Below are 16233 nucleotides of genomic sequence, written 5' to 3'. Positions count from 1 at the left end.
GGTCGCCCGCGATGGCGTCAAGGGTGTGACTACTGCCGACCGCCCGGGCTTACTTGAGGCTGATTTTGTGCGCCTTGACCTCACCGGCGAAACTGCCCAATCGCGCGTCGGTGCGCTCGAACAACTCGCACATCCGCAGCAACGCCTGGGCGTCCACCGAATTGCCGGACTCGCTGAGTCGCGCGGCAATGGCTTTCATCTCCACGGCGGACCAGCGCAGCTCGGACGCAATGTCCTGCAGATCCTGCCGCAGTTCCTGCTCAGGCTTATTGAGTGACATGACTATTGCCTCCCATTCAGAATGCCGAAAGCGTCACTTCCTTGATAACGCCGCCACTCGCCGGATGCAACCGTCGGCACCAGGTGCCTGACCAACGCCACATGGCGAATTCGACCCTCAACAAGCCCGCCCCTACATGAGATGGCTCCACAGGTCCGTTTATGGGGTTCTGACTCACTCAGACAGCGTAGACGACGCTGGCACAGGCGAAAGCATTAAACGCAAAGTGATAGCGGTATCGCATTTTTTGAGCGGGTTCTGCCTCACGACATCGCCGTTGATCGCCCAATCACCGGGGCGCAATGCTAACCCGGCAAACCCTCTAGACTTGCACATGGCGGTACCCGGGGCTCAGGGCAGTACTCGCCCCTGTGCCAGTCATTCTTCCCCATGAACCGAGTCCATATGCCATGTGCCCATCCCGTGAAACAACGCCAGGCCCCGCCCCCCATGATCGCCGCCAGTTTCTGAGGCTCGCAGGTCTGGGCGCAGGTGCCCTGCTGCTGGCCGGCGCCCTCCCCGCCAGGCTGGCCAAGGCTGCGGAAGAAAACGCCGCGCCACCCAAGCCGCAAAACGCCCTCAGCCCCGACCAGGCCCTGCAACGCCTGGTGGAAGGAAACGAGCGATACATTCGCGGTGCCTCCACCACCCACGACTTCAAGGCGGAGCGCGAAGCCCTGGTGTCCGGCCAGAACCCGTTCGTTGCAGTCCTGAGTTGCGCGGATTCGCGCATCGCCCCCGAATACGCGTTCGATACAGCCCGCGGCGATCTGTTTGCCGTTCGGATCGCCGGTAACTTTGTCACCGACGAAGGGCTGGCCAGCCTTGAGTACTCGGTACTGGCGCTGGGCGCGCCGTTGATTCTGGTGTTGGGCCACGAGAGTTGCGGGGCCATGATCGCTGGGATCAAAACCGCCAAAGACCGCACGGTATACCCCGGCAAGATTCAGACACTGACACTCGCCCTCCAGCCCACGATCAACAAAGTCCTGAAAGAACCCGGCGACCTGCTGCACAACGCAACCGTGCAAAACGTCAAGGACTCGGTCGAGCGCCTGAAAACCACATCGCCCGTGCTCAGTGACGCCCTCGCCAATGGCAAGTTGAAAATCGTGGGCGGGATCTACCGCCTGGCGAGCGGCAAGGTTGACCTGATCGCCTGAGCGAAAAATCACAACCCGCACGCTTGAGCGATCAAGCGTGCGCCTGGATCCGGTAATCCTTGAACAGCTCTTCCTTGATGATCATCACGGCATCGTCGTAGTAACGCTCGCCACGGGCCTCGCTGAGGGGCACCGACCTGATGCTCACTGCACCCTCGCGCGGGGTGTGTTCACAGGTGAGAAAAAACTCCGCCGTGTGTGGGTTGAACTCCAGGTAATAGAACAACTCCCGGCCTTCCCGGTTCCAGTAACCAATTTCTCTGCGCATCTGCCGCCACCGCCTCATTGTCCAGTGGGGGCATTCTAACGGGCACAATTCATCCCGCCCCATGCAATAAGCGATGGCGTGTCGGATTTTGGAGGTTGCGGGAGAAAAAGTGATCAATGAGCCCTATGCACGGTTGCGCGAGCAGTTGGCCAGAGGCGCAGCAATTGACCCTGAGGGCGGCATCAGACTCATTGATCGTTGCCCAGCTCAATGTTGGGCGGTTTCCATTTAAGCAAATGGAGATGCAGTGCACGTTGTGACTCAACCCGCTTCATGCTGATTGAATGCCGTGCACTTTCTTTTTTAGCATTGCCCTGCCGAGGGGTCTAATAACGTTTTGTGTCGCCCTTATGGCCTGGGGAAATAACCGGGCGGCGATGGACACTGAACACCGACAGCAGAAAACCTGCAGGCCTAGGGGCCAAATTGCAGGCAAAAAAAAGCCCAAGTAGCTGATGGAAACTTGGGGCTTAAAAATGCATAAACCGTGGTGGTGAACGCAGGACGATAATACCTAACCCATTGACTTGTAACAAGATATTTACAGGTTAACTTTATACCGTTTATCCGCTAAGTCCTTAAATAACCACACTTTTTTCGCGCCATACCGCTTATCGACACTGAGCCACTGAAGACAATCCGCGGCTGTCGTGCGACGATTTTCAGCGGTTCACCTGAAGACCCCGAGGGTCACCTCCAGGCCGACCGATGGACCTGGTTACGGCCATTGCGCTTGGCCTGGTACAGCGCGTCGTCGGCACGCGTCAGCAGGCTCTCAAGGGTGTCATCCGGTTTGGCGAGGGCGACACCGAAGGACGCCGTGACCCTGTCCAGCACCTGGTCGGTACCGCGCGCCTTGATCCGCAAGGCCTGCACCTTCAGGCGCAGTTGCTCGGCAAAATCCCCGGCGTTATCAAGGTCTCTGCATGCGTGCAACATGACGCAGAACTCTTCACCGCCATAGCGCGCCACCGTGACGTGCGGGCTGATTGCATTGCGCAGCACCTCGCCGACGTGCTGGAGCACCCGGTCGCCCAACGGGTGGCCGTACTGGTCGTTGAACTGCTTGAAGTGGTCGATATCCAGCATGATCAATGCCACACCCGCCTGACCGGCGCCCAGCGCCTGCTCCAGTAAACGGGTGAACGTCGTTCGGTTGAGCACCTGGGTCAAGCCATCGAGGGTCGCTGCCAACTGGGCGCGCTCAAGCTTGTCGCGCAGGCTCTTGATCTCGTTTTGCGCCGAGTGCAGTTGGGAAAGGAACAGCTCTTGCTGGCCCTGCATGAGCCGGGTGCTCTGCTGCAGTTCACTCAGGAGAGCGGGCAAGCGTTCGCCATTCGGCTCCTCCAGCATGTCCAGGCAATGCCCGAGACGGTCCTGGAAATGCTGGCTGCCTTTGACACTGCGCGAGATGTCGCGCTCCATGCCGTCCACCAGGTTGATCGCCTGCTGCTGGCCGCTGCGAGCGTCCTCCAGTTCATCGCGGATGATGTACTCACGAAACAGCCGGGCAGCAGACTCTGCCGGGAAACCCTCGAAGTCCCTGACCATCCTGTCCAGGTGACGATTGAGCTCTGGCTCCTGGCCTTTGCTGTAGGTGTACCAGAGCGCGTAATGCACCGGATTGGGTGGAATGTTGTGACGCACCATCAAGGGCACGGCCTGCTTGAGCAGCGCCGCTGCTTCGCGGGAATCCTCGGGATACAGCGCTAAGGCAGTCGCACGCGTCTCTGGTTGGCTCATAACGTCACTGTAGTTTGATTATTGTTAACGAATGATAAGCCGCTGAGCATAACCATAGGCCGGACAAACGGCCATCCCGGCATAATGCCCCGGCGCGGACAGTTCATCGGACACACCTGAAGCTCGCTTGTGATCCGCCAGGCAAGAGGACAGGGAAATGATCCCCCGATTCGTTGTGGTTCCTGCGACCCGCACCAAAACCGCATCCGGCCGTGAAGGTATTCGGCTGCACCCCGGCTTGGCCCCGATTGGCTTCAATCTCTACGACAATCAGGACAAGCAGCGAATGAAAGCCCTTTATGGAACCCACCTGGAAGCCCATACCGAATGCGAAAGGCTCAATACCTGAGGCCTGAATCCCACGCCTGTCGCCCGGTCATTGACTCGCCCTTTTTTGGGGCGTGAAATGTCCACGAGGTCGATATCGGGAGGCATCCACATGGCTAACATCCAGATTCTGGCCGGTGATTTTCTTTATGGTGTCGGGACCTGCGGACCGGGTGTGATCAACGTCGAGACCGCGCTCTATCCCTGGCCGGGCCTTAACGTCCCGGTGAAGGACATCAAGGATTTCACCCTGTTGAACCAGGCCCCACCATCACTCACGCAGAACACTGCAGGCATGGGCCTGGCCGCGACACTGGCGCTGGCGCCCCTCTGCGCCGTCACCGACACTGCCTTGAGCCACGATGAGACCCAGGTGACGTTCTGGGTTGAACTCAAAGATGGCAGGAAACTGTTGTGCCTGACGGATGCAGACACCTACAGGCACCTGGAGGGGAGCACGGGTCGGCACGCGCCCTTGAACCCTTTTTCTGCCTTATCGGGCTAGCCCCCGGCAGCCCTGAAACCGCAGGCTTATCCAGAAACCCGCCAAGGGAGATGAAACCGCATTTGTAGGAGCAGCCGGTCGACGCTCGAGTGCTCGCGATGAACTCAAGAACAACGCGGTTACTCAGAAAATACGTGTAATCGTTAACGTCCATCGCGAGCGCGCTCGCTCCTACAGAACGCATTACCAAGGGTTCCGGAGTGTTCATGGCGACGGGCTCAGATCCGCGCCAGCGCCTGGGCCAGGTCGGCGCGCAGGTCTTCGACAGCTTCCACCCCCACGGACAAACGCACCAGCGCATCGCCGATGCCGAGTTGCGCGCGGGTCTGCGCCGGGATGCTGGCGTGGGTCATGATCGCCGGGTGCTCGATCAGGCTTTCCACCCCGCCCAGGCTCTCGGCCAGGGCAAAGATCCGCACCGCCTCGAGGAAACGCTTGGCACCGGCCAGGTCGCTGTTCAGGTCCAGGGAAATCATTCCGCCGAACCCGCGCATTTGCCGCTGGGCCAACCCGTGCTGCGGGTGCGAGGGCAGGCCCGGGTAATAGACCCGCGCGACCTGCGGCTGACGCTCCAGCCATTGCGCCAGTTCCAGCGCGTTGCTGCAATGGCGCTCCATGCGCAGTGCGAGGGTCTTCACCCCGCGCAAGGTCAGAAACGCATCGAACGGCCCGGCGATCGCCCCCACCGCGTTCTGCAAAAAGCCCAGGCGCTCGGCCAGTTCGGCGTTCTGCCCGACCACTGCAATGCCGCCAATCACGTCGGAGTGACCGTTCAGGTACTTGGTGGTCGAGTGCAGCACGATGTCGAAACCCAACTCCAGTGGCCGCTGTATCCACGGACTGGCAAAGGTGTTGTCGGCCACACAGAGAATGCCTCGCTCGCGACACAGGCGCGCAACCGCGGCCAGGTCGGTGAGGCTCAGCAAGGGATTGCTCGGTGTCTCGACCCAGACCATCCGCGTGTCTGGCTGCAGCGCCGCTTCGAATGTCGCCAGGTCCGTCAGGTCGACGAAGCTGAAACGATGGCCGGCGCTGCGTTGGCGCACCCGTTCGAACAGTCGGAACGTACCGCCGTACAGGTCGTTGCCGGAGACCACATGCGCACCGGCATCGAGCAGTTCGAGTACGGTGGCGATGGCCGCCAGCCCGGAGGCGAAGGCAAAGGCCCGGGTCCCGCCTTCCAGGTCCGCCACACAGCGCTCCAGCGCCCAGCGCGTGGGGTTGTGCGAGCGTCCGTAGTCGAGCCCCTTGTGCACCCCGGGACTCTGTTGCGCATAGGTGGAGTTGGCGTAGATCGGCGGCATCAGCGCCCCGGTGGAAGGGTCCGGCACCTGCCCGGCATGGATCACCCGGGTGGCAAAGTCACGTGGTTCGACGGTTTCATCGTGCTGGCTCATGCAAGGGATCTCCGCAAGTGATTGAGCATGTCGACCCGGGTAATCAGGCCGTGAAAACCCGAGGCGTCCTGGATGATCGCCACCAGCCCACGATCGAGTTCGGCCTCCAGTTCCGCCAGACTGGCACCCGGCGGCAGGGTTTCCACCTTGTCGGTCATGGCGCTGGCCACGGGCATCCGAAAGTGCGAAGCGTCCTGGTGCACGCCCAGCAGAATGTCGGACTCGTCGATCACCCCGACCAGCCGCTGCCCGCCGACCAGCACCGGCAGTTGTGACACGTCCGCCAGGCGCATGCGCTGGAAAGCGGTGAGCAAGGTGTCGTCCGGGCCTACGCTGATCACTCGGTCATCCTCGAAACGGCGCGCAATCAGGTCGCGCAGATCGCCGTAATGCTTGCGCTGCAGCAGGCCCTGGTCGTTCATCCACTGGTCGTTGTAGACCTTGGACAGGTAGCGGGTGCCGGTGTCGCAGACGAAACTGACCACGCGCTTGGGCTCGGTCTGCTCGCGGCAATAACGCAGTGCCGCCGCGAGCAAGGTGCCGGTCGAGGAGCCTCCGAGAATGCCTTCGGCGCGCAGCAATTGGCGGGCATGATCGAAGCTTTCCTCGTCGCTGATCGAATAGGCCTGGCGCACACTGGACAGGTCGGCAATGGACGGAATGAAGTCTTCGCCGATGCCCTCCACAGCCCAGGAACCGGGGGTACCGAGGGTGCCGCTGCGGCTGTATTCGGCGACCACCGAGCCCAGTGGATCGGCCAGCACCATGGCCAGGTTCGGCTGCACGCGGCGAAAGAAGCGGGTCAGCCCGGTCAGCGTGCCGGCCGATCCGACGCCGACGACGATGGCATCCACATCATGCTGGGTCTGCGCCCAGATCTCGGGCGCGGTGCTGCACTCGTGGGCCAGCGGGTTGGCCGGATTATTGAACTGATCGGCGAAGAAGGCATCGGGGATCTCCTGCGCCAACCGCCCGGCGACATCCTGGTAGTAATCCGGGTGGCCCTTGCAGACATCGGAGCGCGTGATATGCACCTCGGCGCCCATCGCCTTGAGGTGCAGGACCTTCTCGGTGGACATCTTGTCCGGCACCACCAACACCACCCGGTAGCCCTTGGCGCGCCCCACCAGGGCCAGACCCAGGCCGGTATTGCCGGCGGTGGCCTCGACAATGGTGCCGCCAGGCCGCAAGCGGCCATCGCGCTCGGCGGCATCGATCATCGCCAGGCCGATGCGGTCCTTGATCGAACCGCCGGGGTTCTGTGATTCAAGTTTGAGGAACAGCGTGCACGGGCCGGTATCGAAGCGACTGACACGCACCAGCGGCGTATTGCCGATCAGTTCGAGCACGGCGGGACGGGAATTGTTCGGCATGTCATCACCTCGCTGCGGCAACCCGCACTGGATGGACAGCAACCTGCTGCGAGTCATCACGCGACACTCGCAGCCCAAGCATCGCTTGGAACATAGGCCGGGATTGCCTCACCCGCAACCGCTCGCGGCCAGCCGGTAGCCTGGGCACGTGAACGACGACGTCCGCCAATGGGCTGTTGTCGCCCAGTTGCCTCGCCGCGGAGCATGAGCTCGAGGCCCCTTCTCCCTGCGTTATCGGCCACGGCAAGACCAACGGAGCTACAGCTCATCGTCATGACGTTGACGCCCATCGTTCATGGGTACGAAATGATGGGTTCACACGGCTGCCAGAGGACGAAAACAATGGCAACGATCAGCGTGCTGGCTGGCGACTTCCTGCCAGGCGACGCCAGCTATCAATCGGGAGTCTTTACCCTGCAAACGCTTCTCGGTCGTCCCGTCAGGATCCCCGCCGCGTCTTTTGAAACCCTTGAAGCCGCCTGTGTGGAATCGGTGAAGAACACCCGGGATGCCATCGGTCTTGGAATCGCCGGGGCGGTGCTTCTGGGTCCGATAGGCGCTGTGGCCGGGTACCTGATAGCGGGCAAAGATACCGAAGTCACGTTCATCGCAACACTCAAAGACGGTAAAAAGCTGTTGGCGGTGGTGAAGGACGAGACTTATCGGGAAATCACCGCACGCATGCCCGGTTGAACCCTCCGGGCCTTTGCAGCGAACGCCGTTCTAGCAATTCCATGACATCCTTTTCACGAATCGATCACACCCTGGGGCGCAGAGTCTTCCCACTCCTTTGAAAAGCTCCCTTTAAGTCCGCTAACGCGGACTTTTTTATGCGCCGGTGAAAGCCTGGCGGCGCAGGCAGGATTCCCGGCCCACCACCGTCGCCCACTACACAGAGGGCGTTTTTGAGGCTCCGGGTGCACGCACCCTGGGACGTTTGGCCAGGAACAGCCTGCGGGCCGTGTCCACAAAGGGCGTGACGATCAGGCTGTAGACCGTCAGGTACCGCTCGTGATCCTGCGCCCCGGTACCGAACCGGACCGGCTCGGGTGTCGAGGTGGTGACATAGAGCGTGCCGAACATCCAGTCCCAGAGTGACAGGTTAGTACCGAAGTTCTTGTTGAAGTGCTGGCGCGCATCGCTGTGGTGAATCTGGTGCTGGGCCGGGCTGTTGAGCACGTGCTCGACGACAGGGCCGAACGAAAGCCAGACATGGCTGTGACGCAGGTTGGCCGCCAGGCTATTGAGGATCAACACCAGGTAGGTCACGCCGAACAAGGTATAGCGGCCGATGACTCCGCCACAGGCGTACCAGAAGACACCGGCATAGGCACCAAGGACAACCGCAGTGCTCAGCTTTTCGACAATCTTTTCAACGAAGTGCACCCGGCTTGCCGTCGCTGGCACCAGAACGGGGGCCGAATGGTGGACCTTGTGGAACGCCCACAACCATCGGCAATGAAACGCCCGATGGGCCCAGTAATGGATGAAGTCCTTGAGCAGAAACACCCCCAGCCCATAGAGCAGGGATAGCCCGAGGTTCTCCCCCACCTGCACCCGCGCGCCCCACAGGCGGGTGAAAAAGCCGATGTAGTCCCCGGAGCGCAGGATGTAGGGGTCAACCAGGCCCACGATGGGCAGCACCAGCGCAACCTTCAGGATCGCCCGCACGAAGTAGTACCGGTAATCGAGCAAGGCCGAACGATGGAAATACACCCGACGGCCGCCGATGAACTGCACGAACGAGCGCGCATCGGTCAGTCCTCGCCGCTTGCGGTGCAGGAACAGGCTGTAGGCGATGCCATAGGACGTGAAGAGGAATGCCAGACCGAGGCGACCATTGAGATCGAACAGGCCGAAAAGCTGCTTGGCGACCGGCTCAAGCACCCACCGGCTCAAGTAGTCATGCAGAAAAACGAGAACATCCACGCAAAGCCGCCCCCATCAAAGGAACGGCATTGTAAATCATTTCGTATTGGCAAGGTGGCCTATAGCCGGTGCCGTGAGTGCCTGGGGAAACCTGTGTTACTACCCTCCCCCTTCAACCCCGTCCAGCCTCGACTCACGCTCAGGAGGGGAACTCCCGGCGGGCACCGCGCCTCATAAAAGTAAGAGCCTGGCCCCTTCAGGCTACAGGCTTTGGGAGGACACACCATGCGTTCCTTACTGCTCATTCCTGCGCTATTGCTTTGCCTGCCCGTGGGTTCGGCCATGGCCGATGTGGACGCGAGCGATGTCGCGACCTCTGCCGGGGTTTCCGCGTCGCTGTACTCAACGTTCAAGGACGACAAGATCATGACGCCCACCCGCGATGACCTTTCCAGCTTCGTCGCCAGTGACGGCGCCATTCGGGGCGTTTATCTGGAGTCGGTGCTCAGGCAGATTCGCCAGGATCATCCAGGCCTCAAGGCCAGCGATGAAGACCTGGCCAGGGCGCTGCTCATACGGAATGAACAACCGGCCGGCCAGTAGCGTCACGACACCTTTGCAGAGAACTGAAAAGGTGCCGCGCAGGCTCACTGAAGGACGTCAGACGAGATCCGGGTGACCTGCCCGCGCCTTTCTGCCGGACTGACTGAGCAGGCCTGGCTCTCGGGAGAGCGGCTTGCTCAGTCCTTTACGCTCAATGGGACTTCTTTGAAACCGATGGCTTTGAATCCGACGGCCCGGCATGACTCAACCCTTTGGTGTTGTGATCGCCTGGCGTCGTCGCCGAAATTGCCGTGGCCTTGGCGACGCCGCGCGTATCCTTGGACTGGGCAATGCCTGAAGTCGTGGTGCCGTGGCCGCGATCATCATTGCGATCACTGCCATAGTGGTTGCCGCTGAGACCGTGGTCGCGAGTGGCCTTGCCGGCATGATCGCTGCTCAGTCCTTTACCGTGGCCATTGCTGCTGGAACCACCGGCATGACCCGAACCGCTGTGACCGCCACCCGTACCGCCACCGTGACCACCGCCGTGGCCACCACCGTTTCCGCCACCACCACCACCACCACCACCACCACCACCACCACCACCTTCTTTCGCGTAGGCGGAGTTCATGATGGACAGGTCAGCAGGGAGTAACGGGGCGGCTGCAAGCATCAGGGCGCATGACATGACAGCAACGAGACTCTTGTTTTTTAAAAGCATGATAGCTTCCGTGAGGGTTGTTATGGCGTTACGTATGACGCCTGAAGCCCCCGACAGTTCAAGCCCCGCGACGGACGGAAGGTGGTGAGCCCTGACTCGAACAGGCACACCGCCCCATGAGACATCAATGCGCAAGCTGGATGAGGCTTGTCAGCCAATCCGTCAATCGAAAGCGCCGTTGAGCACTTCATAAATGAGCCCGGTGGCGAGCGCGACCAGTATCAGGTCGGTCCCTGCTTGCTGCCATTCGTAGCCATCATAGTGAGGCAGCCTGCCGATCAACCGGCCATCCAGTTTCTTGGCAATCCCCGGCGGTAGAGGCTTGCCTCGCGCCAGGTTCTTTTGAATGCCGGGTGGCAAGGAAGCCCCGGGACTCCAGTAGTCCTGATAGCCCCCGATAATGCCAAGCACGGCACTGCGATTGATGCTCGGGCCATTGTCCGAATCGTCGCCTGAGTGTTTGCCTTTGTTGCCATGGCCTCCTTGGTTGTCATAGTCCTGGCTGTATTGCGGATTGCCCTTGCCATTCCCTTGCCCCTTCCCGTTACTCGGGTCGGCCGATGCGGTGACTGAACCGCAGGCCAACGCAAGGCATGTAACCGCTGTAATCAACGAGCGAGATCTGAACATATCCGTCCTCTCAGAAAGGGAATACTCCCTGGAATGTAGACGCCATGGGCCGTGTTAGTTCCATGGTCTCGCCCATTCTCGCATCCGGACACAGCAGCGGGCATCCGATTGGCAATCACTTGTGACCGAGCGACCACATCCAGACGCTCAACACGCACAGAAGTATGAAGGCGAGCACGCTCGGCCACAGGGGCATGAGGTAGCCCTCAACGAAAATTTCAGGACGAATAATCAGGCGCATCAGTTGCGCCACGGCCATCAGCGCAAAAACGGCGCAGGCCACGCGCAGGCCAGTGATCGGGGATTTCATAGCGTTCGCCTCCACTTGGGCATCAAGCCAAACCCCTGAACAAAGTATAGAGTTACAAAAACAGAACACCCCGCGAAAGCGTGGCCCTCGCAGGGTGTGGGAGTACCCTTTCATGAAGCCCGGTATTACTGCCGGGCTTCACCTACCGCTCTAAGCACGCTGCCTGATTGCGACTTTCGACCAAAGGGTAAAGGCGACTGGTGGTGTCCAGCCCGAGTTCGATGTGTGCTCTTGCAGGCATAAGTACCTATTGCCTTCGTACATCACACCATCCTCCTTGCGATACCGGTGGTTCAACTGCCACTCAGGGAACTCTGGATCAGTGATGTCTCCAGCGGTTCTAACACTCAGGCCCTTGCCTGGAAACGATTCTTCCCCCAGGGAGTCTGTTGCCGTGACAAAGTAGCTGTACTGAGTGTTTGGCGTTAGACCGGAATCCTTCAGCGTTAAAATCGCCGTACGACCGACTTCAGTTCCATTTCGGTACAGCGTGTATGCCTCGATCGGGCGAGGGCCAGCTGAAGCCCCCCAACTCAAGGTCACGCTGGTTTCGGTCACGTTACTGGACGACAGATTGGCGGGAGCCGTTGGCCGATCACCAATACCTGGTTCTCCGTGAATCAACGGGGCGTAACGACTGTAGAACTCCCAGTTGTAAGGGACATTGTCCCTGCTGATGCCATCGTCCCAGTTGACCGACCAGGTCATCAGTCCCTTGATGGAATGGCCCGCACCCTCAAGACGCTTGAACGCATTGACCACTGCCGCGGAATCAATCACATAGCCAGTGGCCGCAGCGTCGACGTTGGCCGGTAAGCCAATGACGAATTTTTCCGAGGGAATGGCGATGTAGTCCCGAGTACCCGTCACTAGGCTTTCGGTCAGGTAGAAGAGGAAATCCTCTTTCATCGCATCATTGTTTTGAGCAATCCATGCACCTTGACCGCCATTGGCCTCCTGAACCCAAATCCCGTCGCCACCCTGGTTGTAGTATTGAGGCGCGATGAAGTCGTAGTACCCCTCAAGCGCCTGAATGTAAGCAACGTACTTGCCGCCGCTCCTGAGATACGGAAATTCAGGAGCCATGCTGATGATGAAGTGCTTTCCTTCGCCTTTGTAGTGATCCTTCACCAGTTTCAAGGCTGCAGGCAGCACCGTCTTGTTGTCAGCAAAATCGATGGCGCTTTGCTCGAGGTCGATATCCAACCCGTCGAAACCGTAGACCTCAACCAAGCGGATGATTTCGTTGGCCAGTGGCTGCTCATCCCCTTTGTGCAACTCGATATGAGCATCGGCACCGCCCAACGAGATCAATACAGCCCTTCCCTGGCTGTTCAGCACGCCCACCTGACGGCGAAACTCGTCGTCGGAGAAGTTATAGGGTTTAAACGTCGGAATTCCATGGCCTTTCATGAAAGCCACAGCCACAACGTTGTAGTCCTTGGGTATATCCACCAGATTCAGGTTGGAAAACTGTCCACCTTGATAGCCATCACCATGACCGGCCGCCCAGTTATGCCAAAACCCCATCAGGATTTTTTTATTGGCAATGCTCGGCATCAATGACGCAGGATCATTTATTGGGGACTTCAGCAATGAAAAATCAATCTTAGACATTGTTCTATTCCTTCAGAACTGTGCGAGGAGCCGTACCTGGCTCGCGATTATTTAAAGTTCACGTCGAACGCCTGATAAAACGCATTGCCGGTATTGGCAACGATCCAAAGCAAGACAATGACATGATGGCCTTGCTTGCCCACCGGAAGTTTTACTTCATGCTCAACTTTAGGCACCAACTCGTCGGAGTAATTGTAGTACGGAACTTGAGTATAAAAATCGTCACAGAAGGATGTTGGCTCAAGCTGAGAACGGCTAATCCGTTTTTTCGGGTCCCAGCCATCCTTGGTAATGAACCAGCTATAACCCCGAGTGACGTGAGGCACGGGATATACCCATTCGACATGAAATAGTTGACCCGGATCGACATTCAACAAAGGCCAGGTGAATGGGCGATTCAGCTTTTGACTCATTTCTTCGTTAGTAAAGTTAACGCAATCGCGGGCATCGGTCTTGCCACCGCTGAGGATATAACCATCCGCGGGCGGTACCAAGCTCACATTATCCGTCTCATAAGGCTGGGGAAATGGACCAGCAATCAATGACGGAAAGTTCTTCCCGCCTTCCATTTCGTTAGCTTGCCAGTCAAGGATAAGTCCTTCCTGTGTAGCAATAACAGTACGGCTAGCAGGGGAAATCACACGACCATGTTTCAACGGAGCCTTGGTTTCTGGCTTATTCATTGGTTCATTCCTTTGATTAATTGACCTCCTTCCGAGGAGGCGAACCCTCAGACTAGCGCAAGGTTTTAAATTGTCCACCACAAGAAACTAAATACGACTACAAAAGCAATAAATCGCAAACCAGGCAATCTCCCCCCCTAAAACCTCACCTTCCCCACCAAAAACAAACGAATCAAATGGCACGACCCTACTGACATATTTCTATAACTTTTCGAAATATTCATATAATCAAAACCGCTCAAGCAAGAAGCATGGGCAGCATGAAAATGTCGACTAATGGACTGAGCGGTTAACCATTAATTTATTTTTCACCACGCTCAGCTTTGCCTTATGTACCGAGTCGATGATGGCCTCAGCCGTTTTATTCCATTTGAGCGGTTTGGCCGAATGCTCATTGTGAGCCTCGGTAAATTGACGGATAGCCGCCATCAGCCTCTACTCTGATTTACAAGGCCTTGGCCTGCAGGTCACGGTATCCGCGCCTTTGCGAACGAACTGCATGAACGCAGCCTTGTGTCCGCTCGCTGCTTTGGCACCGTCAGGACGCTTGAGGGAGAGCAGTTCTTTTTCCAGTTCGCCTTTCAGGCCACCCAGTTCGCTCAGTTTTTCATTGAGGGTGTCGACTTATCCGGACAGTTTGCCCTTTTCGGCCTCCAGACCTTCAATGCGCTTGTCCGTTGAGCGCCCTCACCTACTTGGCTCGACTCATCTACACGGTAGGTAGCGGCCTGAAACCAACTGCCATCGTTCGATCCAAATTAACAGCCGATTTTCTTCGGTAACTGCCCAGGCTTCGACTTCAAGTCTGCCTGAATATCTGGAGGCAGACCACTCCAAACGGTTAAACCAGACCGCTCTTCGATTTGGTCAATGGTCACCTGAAAATCACAATAGTTGGCCGTACGCGGCGTGTCTTGATCCATCACAAACGATGCGTACAGGCCATCTGCCGGAGTGCTGCCGATGAATATGATTTTCCAGTACCCACTTGGGATGGTATGAGTTTTGTTTGTACCTGGAAGCGAACCGACAAACCTCTCATACAGCGGCCCGGTGATGACGTACACCTCGTTAATGCCGACAGCCTTGCTGAGTTTTCTTTCCTGATCCTCCAATCGCGCCCATGCCCCCTGATTCAGAGCGGCCTTTTGCGGTGTGATATTCGACAGATAGTTCAGGGTCTGCCAGTCCCGTACGCCACCCATAGAAGCCAAGTTCGCCTGGTGACCACGGTCGACACTCAACGCAACGCTTGCACCGTTGTAATCCACTGGATCAAGCGTCTCGCCGGCCGGAATATCTGGATCGGTCCTCCAGTTTCTAGGCCGCCCGCTGGCCGGGGTGGCCTTTGTGATTTTATAGGCCGTCCAATTCGCAAACTTGGTTGAGCCATTGTTGTTCAGCGTGTACGCCTCACGGCTCAAGGTTAGAGCACTGCCTCCGGATGGACACCCTACCGAGCAGTTATCGACCGCCAGTCCTTGATCTAGCTGAATGCCTGCAGTCCTTAGCGTTCTCTCCGGTGTAGTACATGCCGCTATTAACGGAATTAACAGTAGCGCCAAATACTTAACTTCTGCCTTCCTTTGCATCACTTACATCTCCAGTACGAACCTAATTAAATAAAATACCAATCGGAAGTTCGACACTTCGAACCCCGAGCGAGCATAGCAACATCTCTGAGACACAGGAATGCTTCGGATAGCAGCCCGCTCTACTTGGCTCATCTACATGGGGCCACGGCAATAGTAATGATGAACACGTATCGGCCTTACCCGTTCAATACCCCCCTCCGCTTTGCGTCCGCCAGCAACTCGATCCCCATAATCCAGGCGAGGACTTCTGGTGGGGTTACCCCAACCGTAGCCCATCTAGAATCGGAGTTTACCGAGACATTAATCATGCCGTTCTCCACTGAATACGTGACTCTGTAGCTCCTTCCTTCGAAATCTATTTCTAAAGCCTCACGCATAACCACCTCATTACTTTTGGCTTAGATGCTTTAACCGTAGACTGAATCGCCCCTGGTTTCGTAGGCACCACCCGCGTCGACAGGGCGCGGTTGAGGCGTTGGGTCTCTTGCTCGGCCTGGGCGCGCTTGGCCTTGGTGCGCAGGGCCTGGAGGCCAAACGCCAGGTCCTCGGCGGCTTGGGTCAGCAGCTCCTCTTCCTGGGCGCCGAAGGCATCGGGTTCCGGCGCGTCAATGCCGAGGGCACCGAAGATCTCGCCCTCGACCCGCAGCGGCAGCGATAGAAACGAGGCGATGCCGTGTTTGCGCGCGCCCTCGCTCCAGGGCAGGGTCTTGGGGTCGGTCAACAGATTGCGCACCAGACTCAGGCGGCCGGGGCGGATCGCCGTGCCGGTGACGGCACGACCGCGTTCGTTGTCCGCCCAGGAGATGTTCAGCGAATCGACGTAGGCCTGTTCAACCCCGGCATGGGCCACCGGAGTGACGGCCTTCGCCTCGTCGTGCTCGGCGCGGCCGACCCAGGCCATGCGGTAACCGGCCTGCTCGACTATGACCTGGCAGATCTCCTGAAGCAGGGTCGCCTCGTCTTCGACGAGCAGCAGTGCCCGGTTGCAGCCACTCAGGGTGCGCAGCGCGCGGTTGAGATGGGGATGCTCTGGGCTGACGGAACGTGGTGCTGGCATGGTAAGCCTCCGACTCATGCACGATCTGGTTTGAGTATAGAGCCGCCCGGATGGGCCGGACGGTACAGTGGTCAGCCGCGGCGGCTCAGCGGTCGGGCAGGCACTGCGCGCCGGAGATCTGCCGCAAGCGGTCCATCAGTTGGTCCACCGTC

General features: G+C 58.6%; 18 protein-coding genes. 5 read left to right on the top strand and 13 right to left on the bottom strand.

Going from position 1 to position 16233, the window contains the following annotated elements:
- Positions 1–49: 49 nt before the first annotated feature.
- On the bottom strand, positions 50–280 hold the full coding sequence (locus tag CKW07_RS03045) for a hypothetical protein (RefSeq protein WP_095143509.1): 231 nt from the start codon (positions 278–280) through the stop codon (positions 50–52).
- A 410-nt stretch (positions 281–690) separates the two neighbouring features.
- Between CKW07_RS03045 and CKW07_RS03040 the strand changes: the two genes are divergently transcribed.
- On the top strand, positions 691–1443 hold the full coding sequence (locus CKW07_RS03040) for a carbonic anhydrase (protein ID WP_095143508.1): 753 nt from the start codon (positions 691–693) through the stop codon (positions 1441–1443).
- A gap of 31 nt (positions 1444–1474) precedes the next feature.
- Here CKW07_RS03040 and CKW07_RS03035 read toward each other — a convergent pair whose 3' ends face one another.
- Together CKW07_RS03035 and CKW07_RS03030 are read right to left on the bottom strand one after the other, a co-directional pair.
- Positions 1475–1711: a hypothetical protein gene (locus CKW07_RS03035; protein WP_095143507.1), complete on the bottom strand. Its 237-nt coding sequence runs from the start codon at positions 1709–1711 to the stop codon at positions 1475–1477.
- Between the two features lie 690 nt (positions 1712–2401).
- Positions 2402–3454 carry a GGDEF domain-containing protein gene (locus CKW07_RS03030; RefSeq protein WP_095143506.1) on the bottom strand — a complete coding sequence of 351 codons (1053 nt, stop codon included), beginning with the start codon at positions 3452–3454 and terminating at the stop codon, positions 2402–2404.
- Positions 3455–3611: 157 nt separating this feature from the next.
- Between CKW07_RS03030 and CKW07_RS03025 the strand changes: the two genes are divergently transcribed.
- Together CKW07_RS03025 and CKW07_RS03020 are read left to right on the top strand one after the other, a co-directional pair.
- Positions 3612–3803 carry a hypothetical protein gene (locus CKW07_RS03025; RefSeq protein WP_095143505.1) on the top strand — a complete coding sequence of 64 codons (192 nt, stop codon included), beginning with the start codon at positions 3612–3614 and terminating at the stop codon, positions 3801–3803.
- Between the two features lie 90 nt (positions 3804–3893).
- Positions 3894–4286 (top strand): hypothetical protein, encoded by a 393-nt coding sequence (locus tag CKW07_RS03020; RefSeq protein ID WP_095143504.1) that lies wholly within the window; start codon positions 3894–3896, stop codon positions 4284–4286.
- 218 nt (positions 4287–4504) lie between these two features.
- Here the strand turns inward: CKW07_RS03020 and CKW07_RS03015 are convergent, their stop codons facing one another.
- Both CKW07_RS03015 and CKW07_RS03010 read right to left on the bottom strand, forming a co-directional pair.
- Positions 4505–5683, bottom strand: coding sequence for a cystathionine gamma-synthase (locus tag CKW07_RS03015; protein WP_095143503.1), 1179 nt, complete (start codon positions 5681–5683; stop codon positions 4505–4507).
- Positions 5680–7056 (bottom strand): pyridoxal-phosphate dependent enzyme, encoded by a 1377-nt coding sequence (locus CKW07_RS03010; RefSeq protein WP_095143502.1) that lies wholly within the window; start codon positions 7054–7056, stop codon positions 5680–5682. Before CKW07_RS03010 ends, CKW07_RS03015 begins: the two co-directional genes overlap by 4 nt.
- A 342-nt stretch (positions 7057–7398) precedes the next feature.
- Between CKW07_RS03010 and CKW07_RS03005 the strand changes: the two genes are divergently transcribed.
- Positions 7399–7749, top strand: a complete 351-nt coding sequence (locus tag CKW07_RS03005) for a hypothetical protein (protein ID WP_095143611.1) — start codon at positions 7399–7401, stop codon at positions 7747–7749.
- A 195-nt stretch (positions 7750–7944) separates the two neighbouring features.
- Here the strand turns inward: CKW07_RS03005 and CKW07_RS03000 are convergent, their stop codons facing one another.
- Positions 7945–8985, bottom strand: coding sequence for a sterol desaturase family protein (locus CKW07_RS03000; protein WP_095143501.1), 1041 nt, complete (start codon positions 8983–8985; stop codon positions 7945–7947).
- 225 nt (positions 8986–9210) lie between these two features.
- Here CKW07_RS03000 and CKW07_RS02995 point away from each other — a divergent pair, with 225 nt between their 5' ends.
- Positions 9211–9528 (top strand): DUF2388 domain-containing protein, encoded by a 318-nt coding sequence (locus tag CKW07_RS02995; RefSeq protein ID WP_095143500.1) that lies wholly within the window; start codon positions 9211–9213, stop codon positions 9526–9528.
- Between the two features lie 151 nt (positions 9529–9679).
- Here CKW07_RS02995 and CKW07_RS25395 read toward each other — a convergent pair whose 3' ends face one another.
- The 7 genes from CKW07_RS25395 to CKW07_RS02950 all read right to left on the bottom strand — a co-directional run bounded on the left by CKW07_RS25395 (position 9680) and on the right by CKW07_RS02950 (position 16081).
- Positions 9680–10189 (bottom strand): hypothetical protein, encoded by a 510-nt coding sequence (locus CKW07_RS25395; RefSeq protein ID WP_256577006.1) that lies wholly within the window; start codon positions 10187–10189, stop codon positions 9680–9682.
- A gap of 162 nt (positions 10190–10351) precedes the next feature.
- Positions 10352–10819 (bottom strand): anti-virulence regulator CigR family protein, encoded by a 468-nt coding sequence (locus CKW07_RS02985; protein WP_095143498.1) that lies wholly within the window; start codon positions 10817–10819, stop codon positions 10352–10354.
- Positions 10820–10934: 115 nt separating this feature from the next.
- Entirely contained in the window at positions 10935–11129 is a 195-nt protein-coding gene (locus tag CKW07_RS02980; protein WP_095143497.1) for a hypothetical protein, read from the bottom strand.
- A 150-nt stretch (positions 11130–11279) separates the two neighbouring features.
- Complete coding sequence (locus tag CKW07_RS02975; protein WP_095143496.1) at positions 11280–12746, bottom strand: glycosyl hydrolase family 18 protein; 1467 nt, start codon at positions 12744–12746, stop codon at positions 11280–11282.
- Between the two features lie 47 nt (positions 12747–12793).
- The gene (locus tag CKW07_RS02970) at positions 12794–13429 is read right to left on the bottom strand and encodes a lytic polysaccharide monooxygenase auxiliary activity family 9 protein (RefSeq protein WP_095143495.1); all 636 of its coding nucleotides are present in this window, start codon (positions 13427–13429) and stop codon (positions 12794–12796) included.
- 758 nt (positions 13430–14187) lie between these two features.
- Positions 14188–15021, bottom strand: a complete 834-nt coding sequence (locus tag CKW07_RS02960; RefSeq protein WP_095143494.1) for a DNA/RNA non-specific endonuclease — start codon at positions 15019–15021, stop codon at positions 14188–14190.
- Positions 15022–15385: 364 nt separating this feature from the next.
- The gene (locus tag CKW07_RS02950; protein ID WP_095143492.1) at positions 15386–16081 is read right to left on the bottom strand and encodes a GAF domain-containing protein; all 696 of its coding nucleotides are present in this window, start codon (positions 16079–16081) and stop codon (positions 15386–15388) included.
- Positions 16082–16233 lie beyond the last annotated feature (152 nt).

Source organism: Pseudomonas sp. Irchel s3b6 (assembly GCF_900187415.1).
Classification (GTDB): Bacteria; Pseudomonadota; Gammaproteobacteria; order Pseudomonadales; family Pseudomonadaceae; genus Aquipseudomonas.
The sequence above is the reverse complement of the archived record's forward strand: the minus strand, read 5'-3'. Positions and strand labels throughout refer to the sequence as shown.

What these genes read in the sequence shown, in the direction of transcription:
- CKW07_RS03045 (WP_095143509.1), bottom strand. Translation starts at nt 280, where the DNA reads ATGTCACTCAATAAGCCTGAGCAGGAACTGCGGCAGGATCTGCAGGAC.
- CKW07_RS03040 (WP_095143508.1), top strand. Translation starts at nt 691, where the DNA reads ATGTGCCCATCCCGTGAAACAACGCCAGGCCCCGCCCCCCATGATCGC.
- CKW07_RS03035 (WP_095143507.1), bottom strand. Translation starts at nt 1,711, where the DNA reads ATGCGCAGAGAAATTGGTTACTGGAACCGGGAAGGCCGGGAGTTGTTC.
- CKW07_RS03030 (WP_095143506.1), bottom strand. Translation starts at nt 3,454, where the DNA reads ATGAGCCAACCAGAGACGCGTGCGACTGCCTTAGCGCTGTATCCCGAG.
- CKW07_RS03025 (WP_095143505.1), top strand. Translation starts at nt 3,612, where the DNA reads ATGATCCCCCGATTCGTTGTGGTTCCTGCGACCCGCACCAAAACCGCA.
- CKW07_RS03020 (WP_095143504.1), top strand. Translation starts at nt 3,894, where the DNA reads ATGGCTAACATCCAGATTCTGGCCGGTGATTTTCTTTATGGTGTCGGG.
- CKW07_RS03015 (WP_095143503.1), bottom strand. Translation starts at nt 5,683, where the DNA reads ATGAGCCAGCACGATGAAACCGTCGAACCACGTGACTTTGCCACCCGG.
- CKW07_RS03010 (WP_095143502.1), bottom strand. Translation starts at nt 7,056, where the DNA reads ATGCCGAACAATTCCCGTCCCGCCGTGCTCGAACTGATCGGCAATACG.
- CKW07_RS03005 (WP_095143611.1), top strand. Translation starts at nt 7,399, where the DNA reads ATGGCAACGATCAGCGTGCTGGCTGGCGACTTCCTGCCAGGCGACGCC.
- CKW07_RS02995 (WP_095143500.1), top strand. Translation starts at nt 9,211, where the DNA reads ATGCGTTCCTTACTGCTCATTCCTGCGCTATTGCTTTGCCTGCCCGTG.
- CKW07_RS25395 (WP_256577006.1), bottom strand. Translation starts at nt 10,189, where the DNA reads ATGCTTTTAAAAAACAAGAGTCTCGTTGCTGTCATGTCATGCGCCCTG.
- CKW07_RS02985 (WP_095143498.1), bottom strand. Translation starts at nt 10,819, where the DNA reads ATGTTCAGATCTCGCTCGTTGATTACAGCGGTTACATGCCTTGCGTTG.
- CKW07_RS02980 (WP_095143497.1), bottom strand. Translation starts at nt 11,129, where the DNA reads ATGAAATCCCCGATCACTGGCCTGCGCGTGGCCTGCGCCGTTTTTGCG.
- CKW07_RS02975 (WP_095143496.1), bottom strand. Translation starts at nt 12,746, where the DNA reads ATGTCTAAGATTGATTTTTCATTGCTGAAGTCCCCAATAAATGATCCT.
- CKW07_RS02970 (WP_095143495.1), bottom strand. Translation starts at nt 13,429, where the DNA reads ATGAATAAGCCAGAAACCAAGGCTCCGTTGAAACATGGTCGTGTGATT.
- CKW07_RS02960 (WP_095143494.1), bottom strand. Translation starts at nt 15,021, where the DNA reads ATGCAAAGGAAGGCAGAAGTTAAGTATTTGGCGCTACTGTTAATTCCG.
- CKW07_RS02950 (WP_095143492.1), bottom strand. Translation starts at nt 16,081, where the DNA reads ATGCCAGCACCACGTTCCGTCAGCCCAGAGCATCCCCATCTCAACCGC.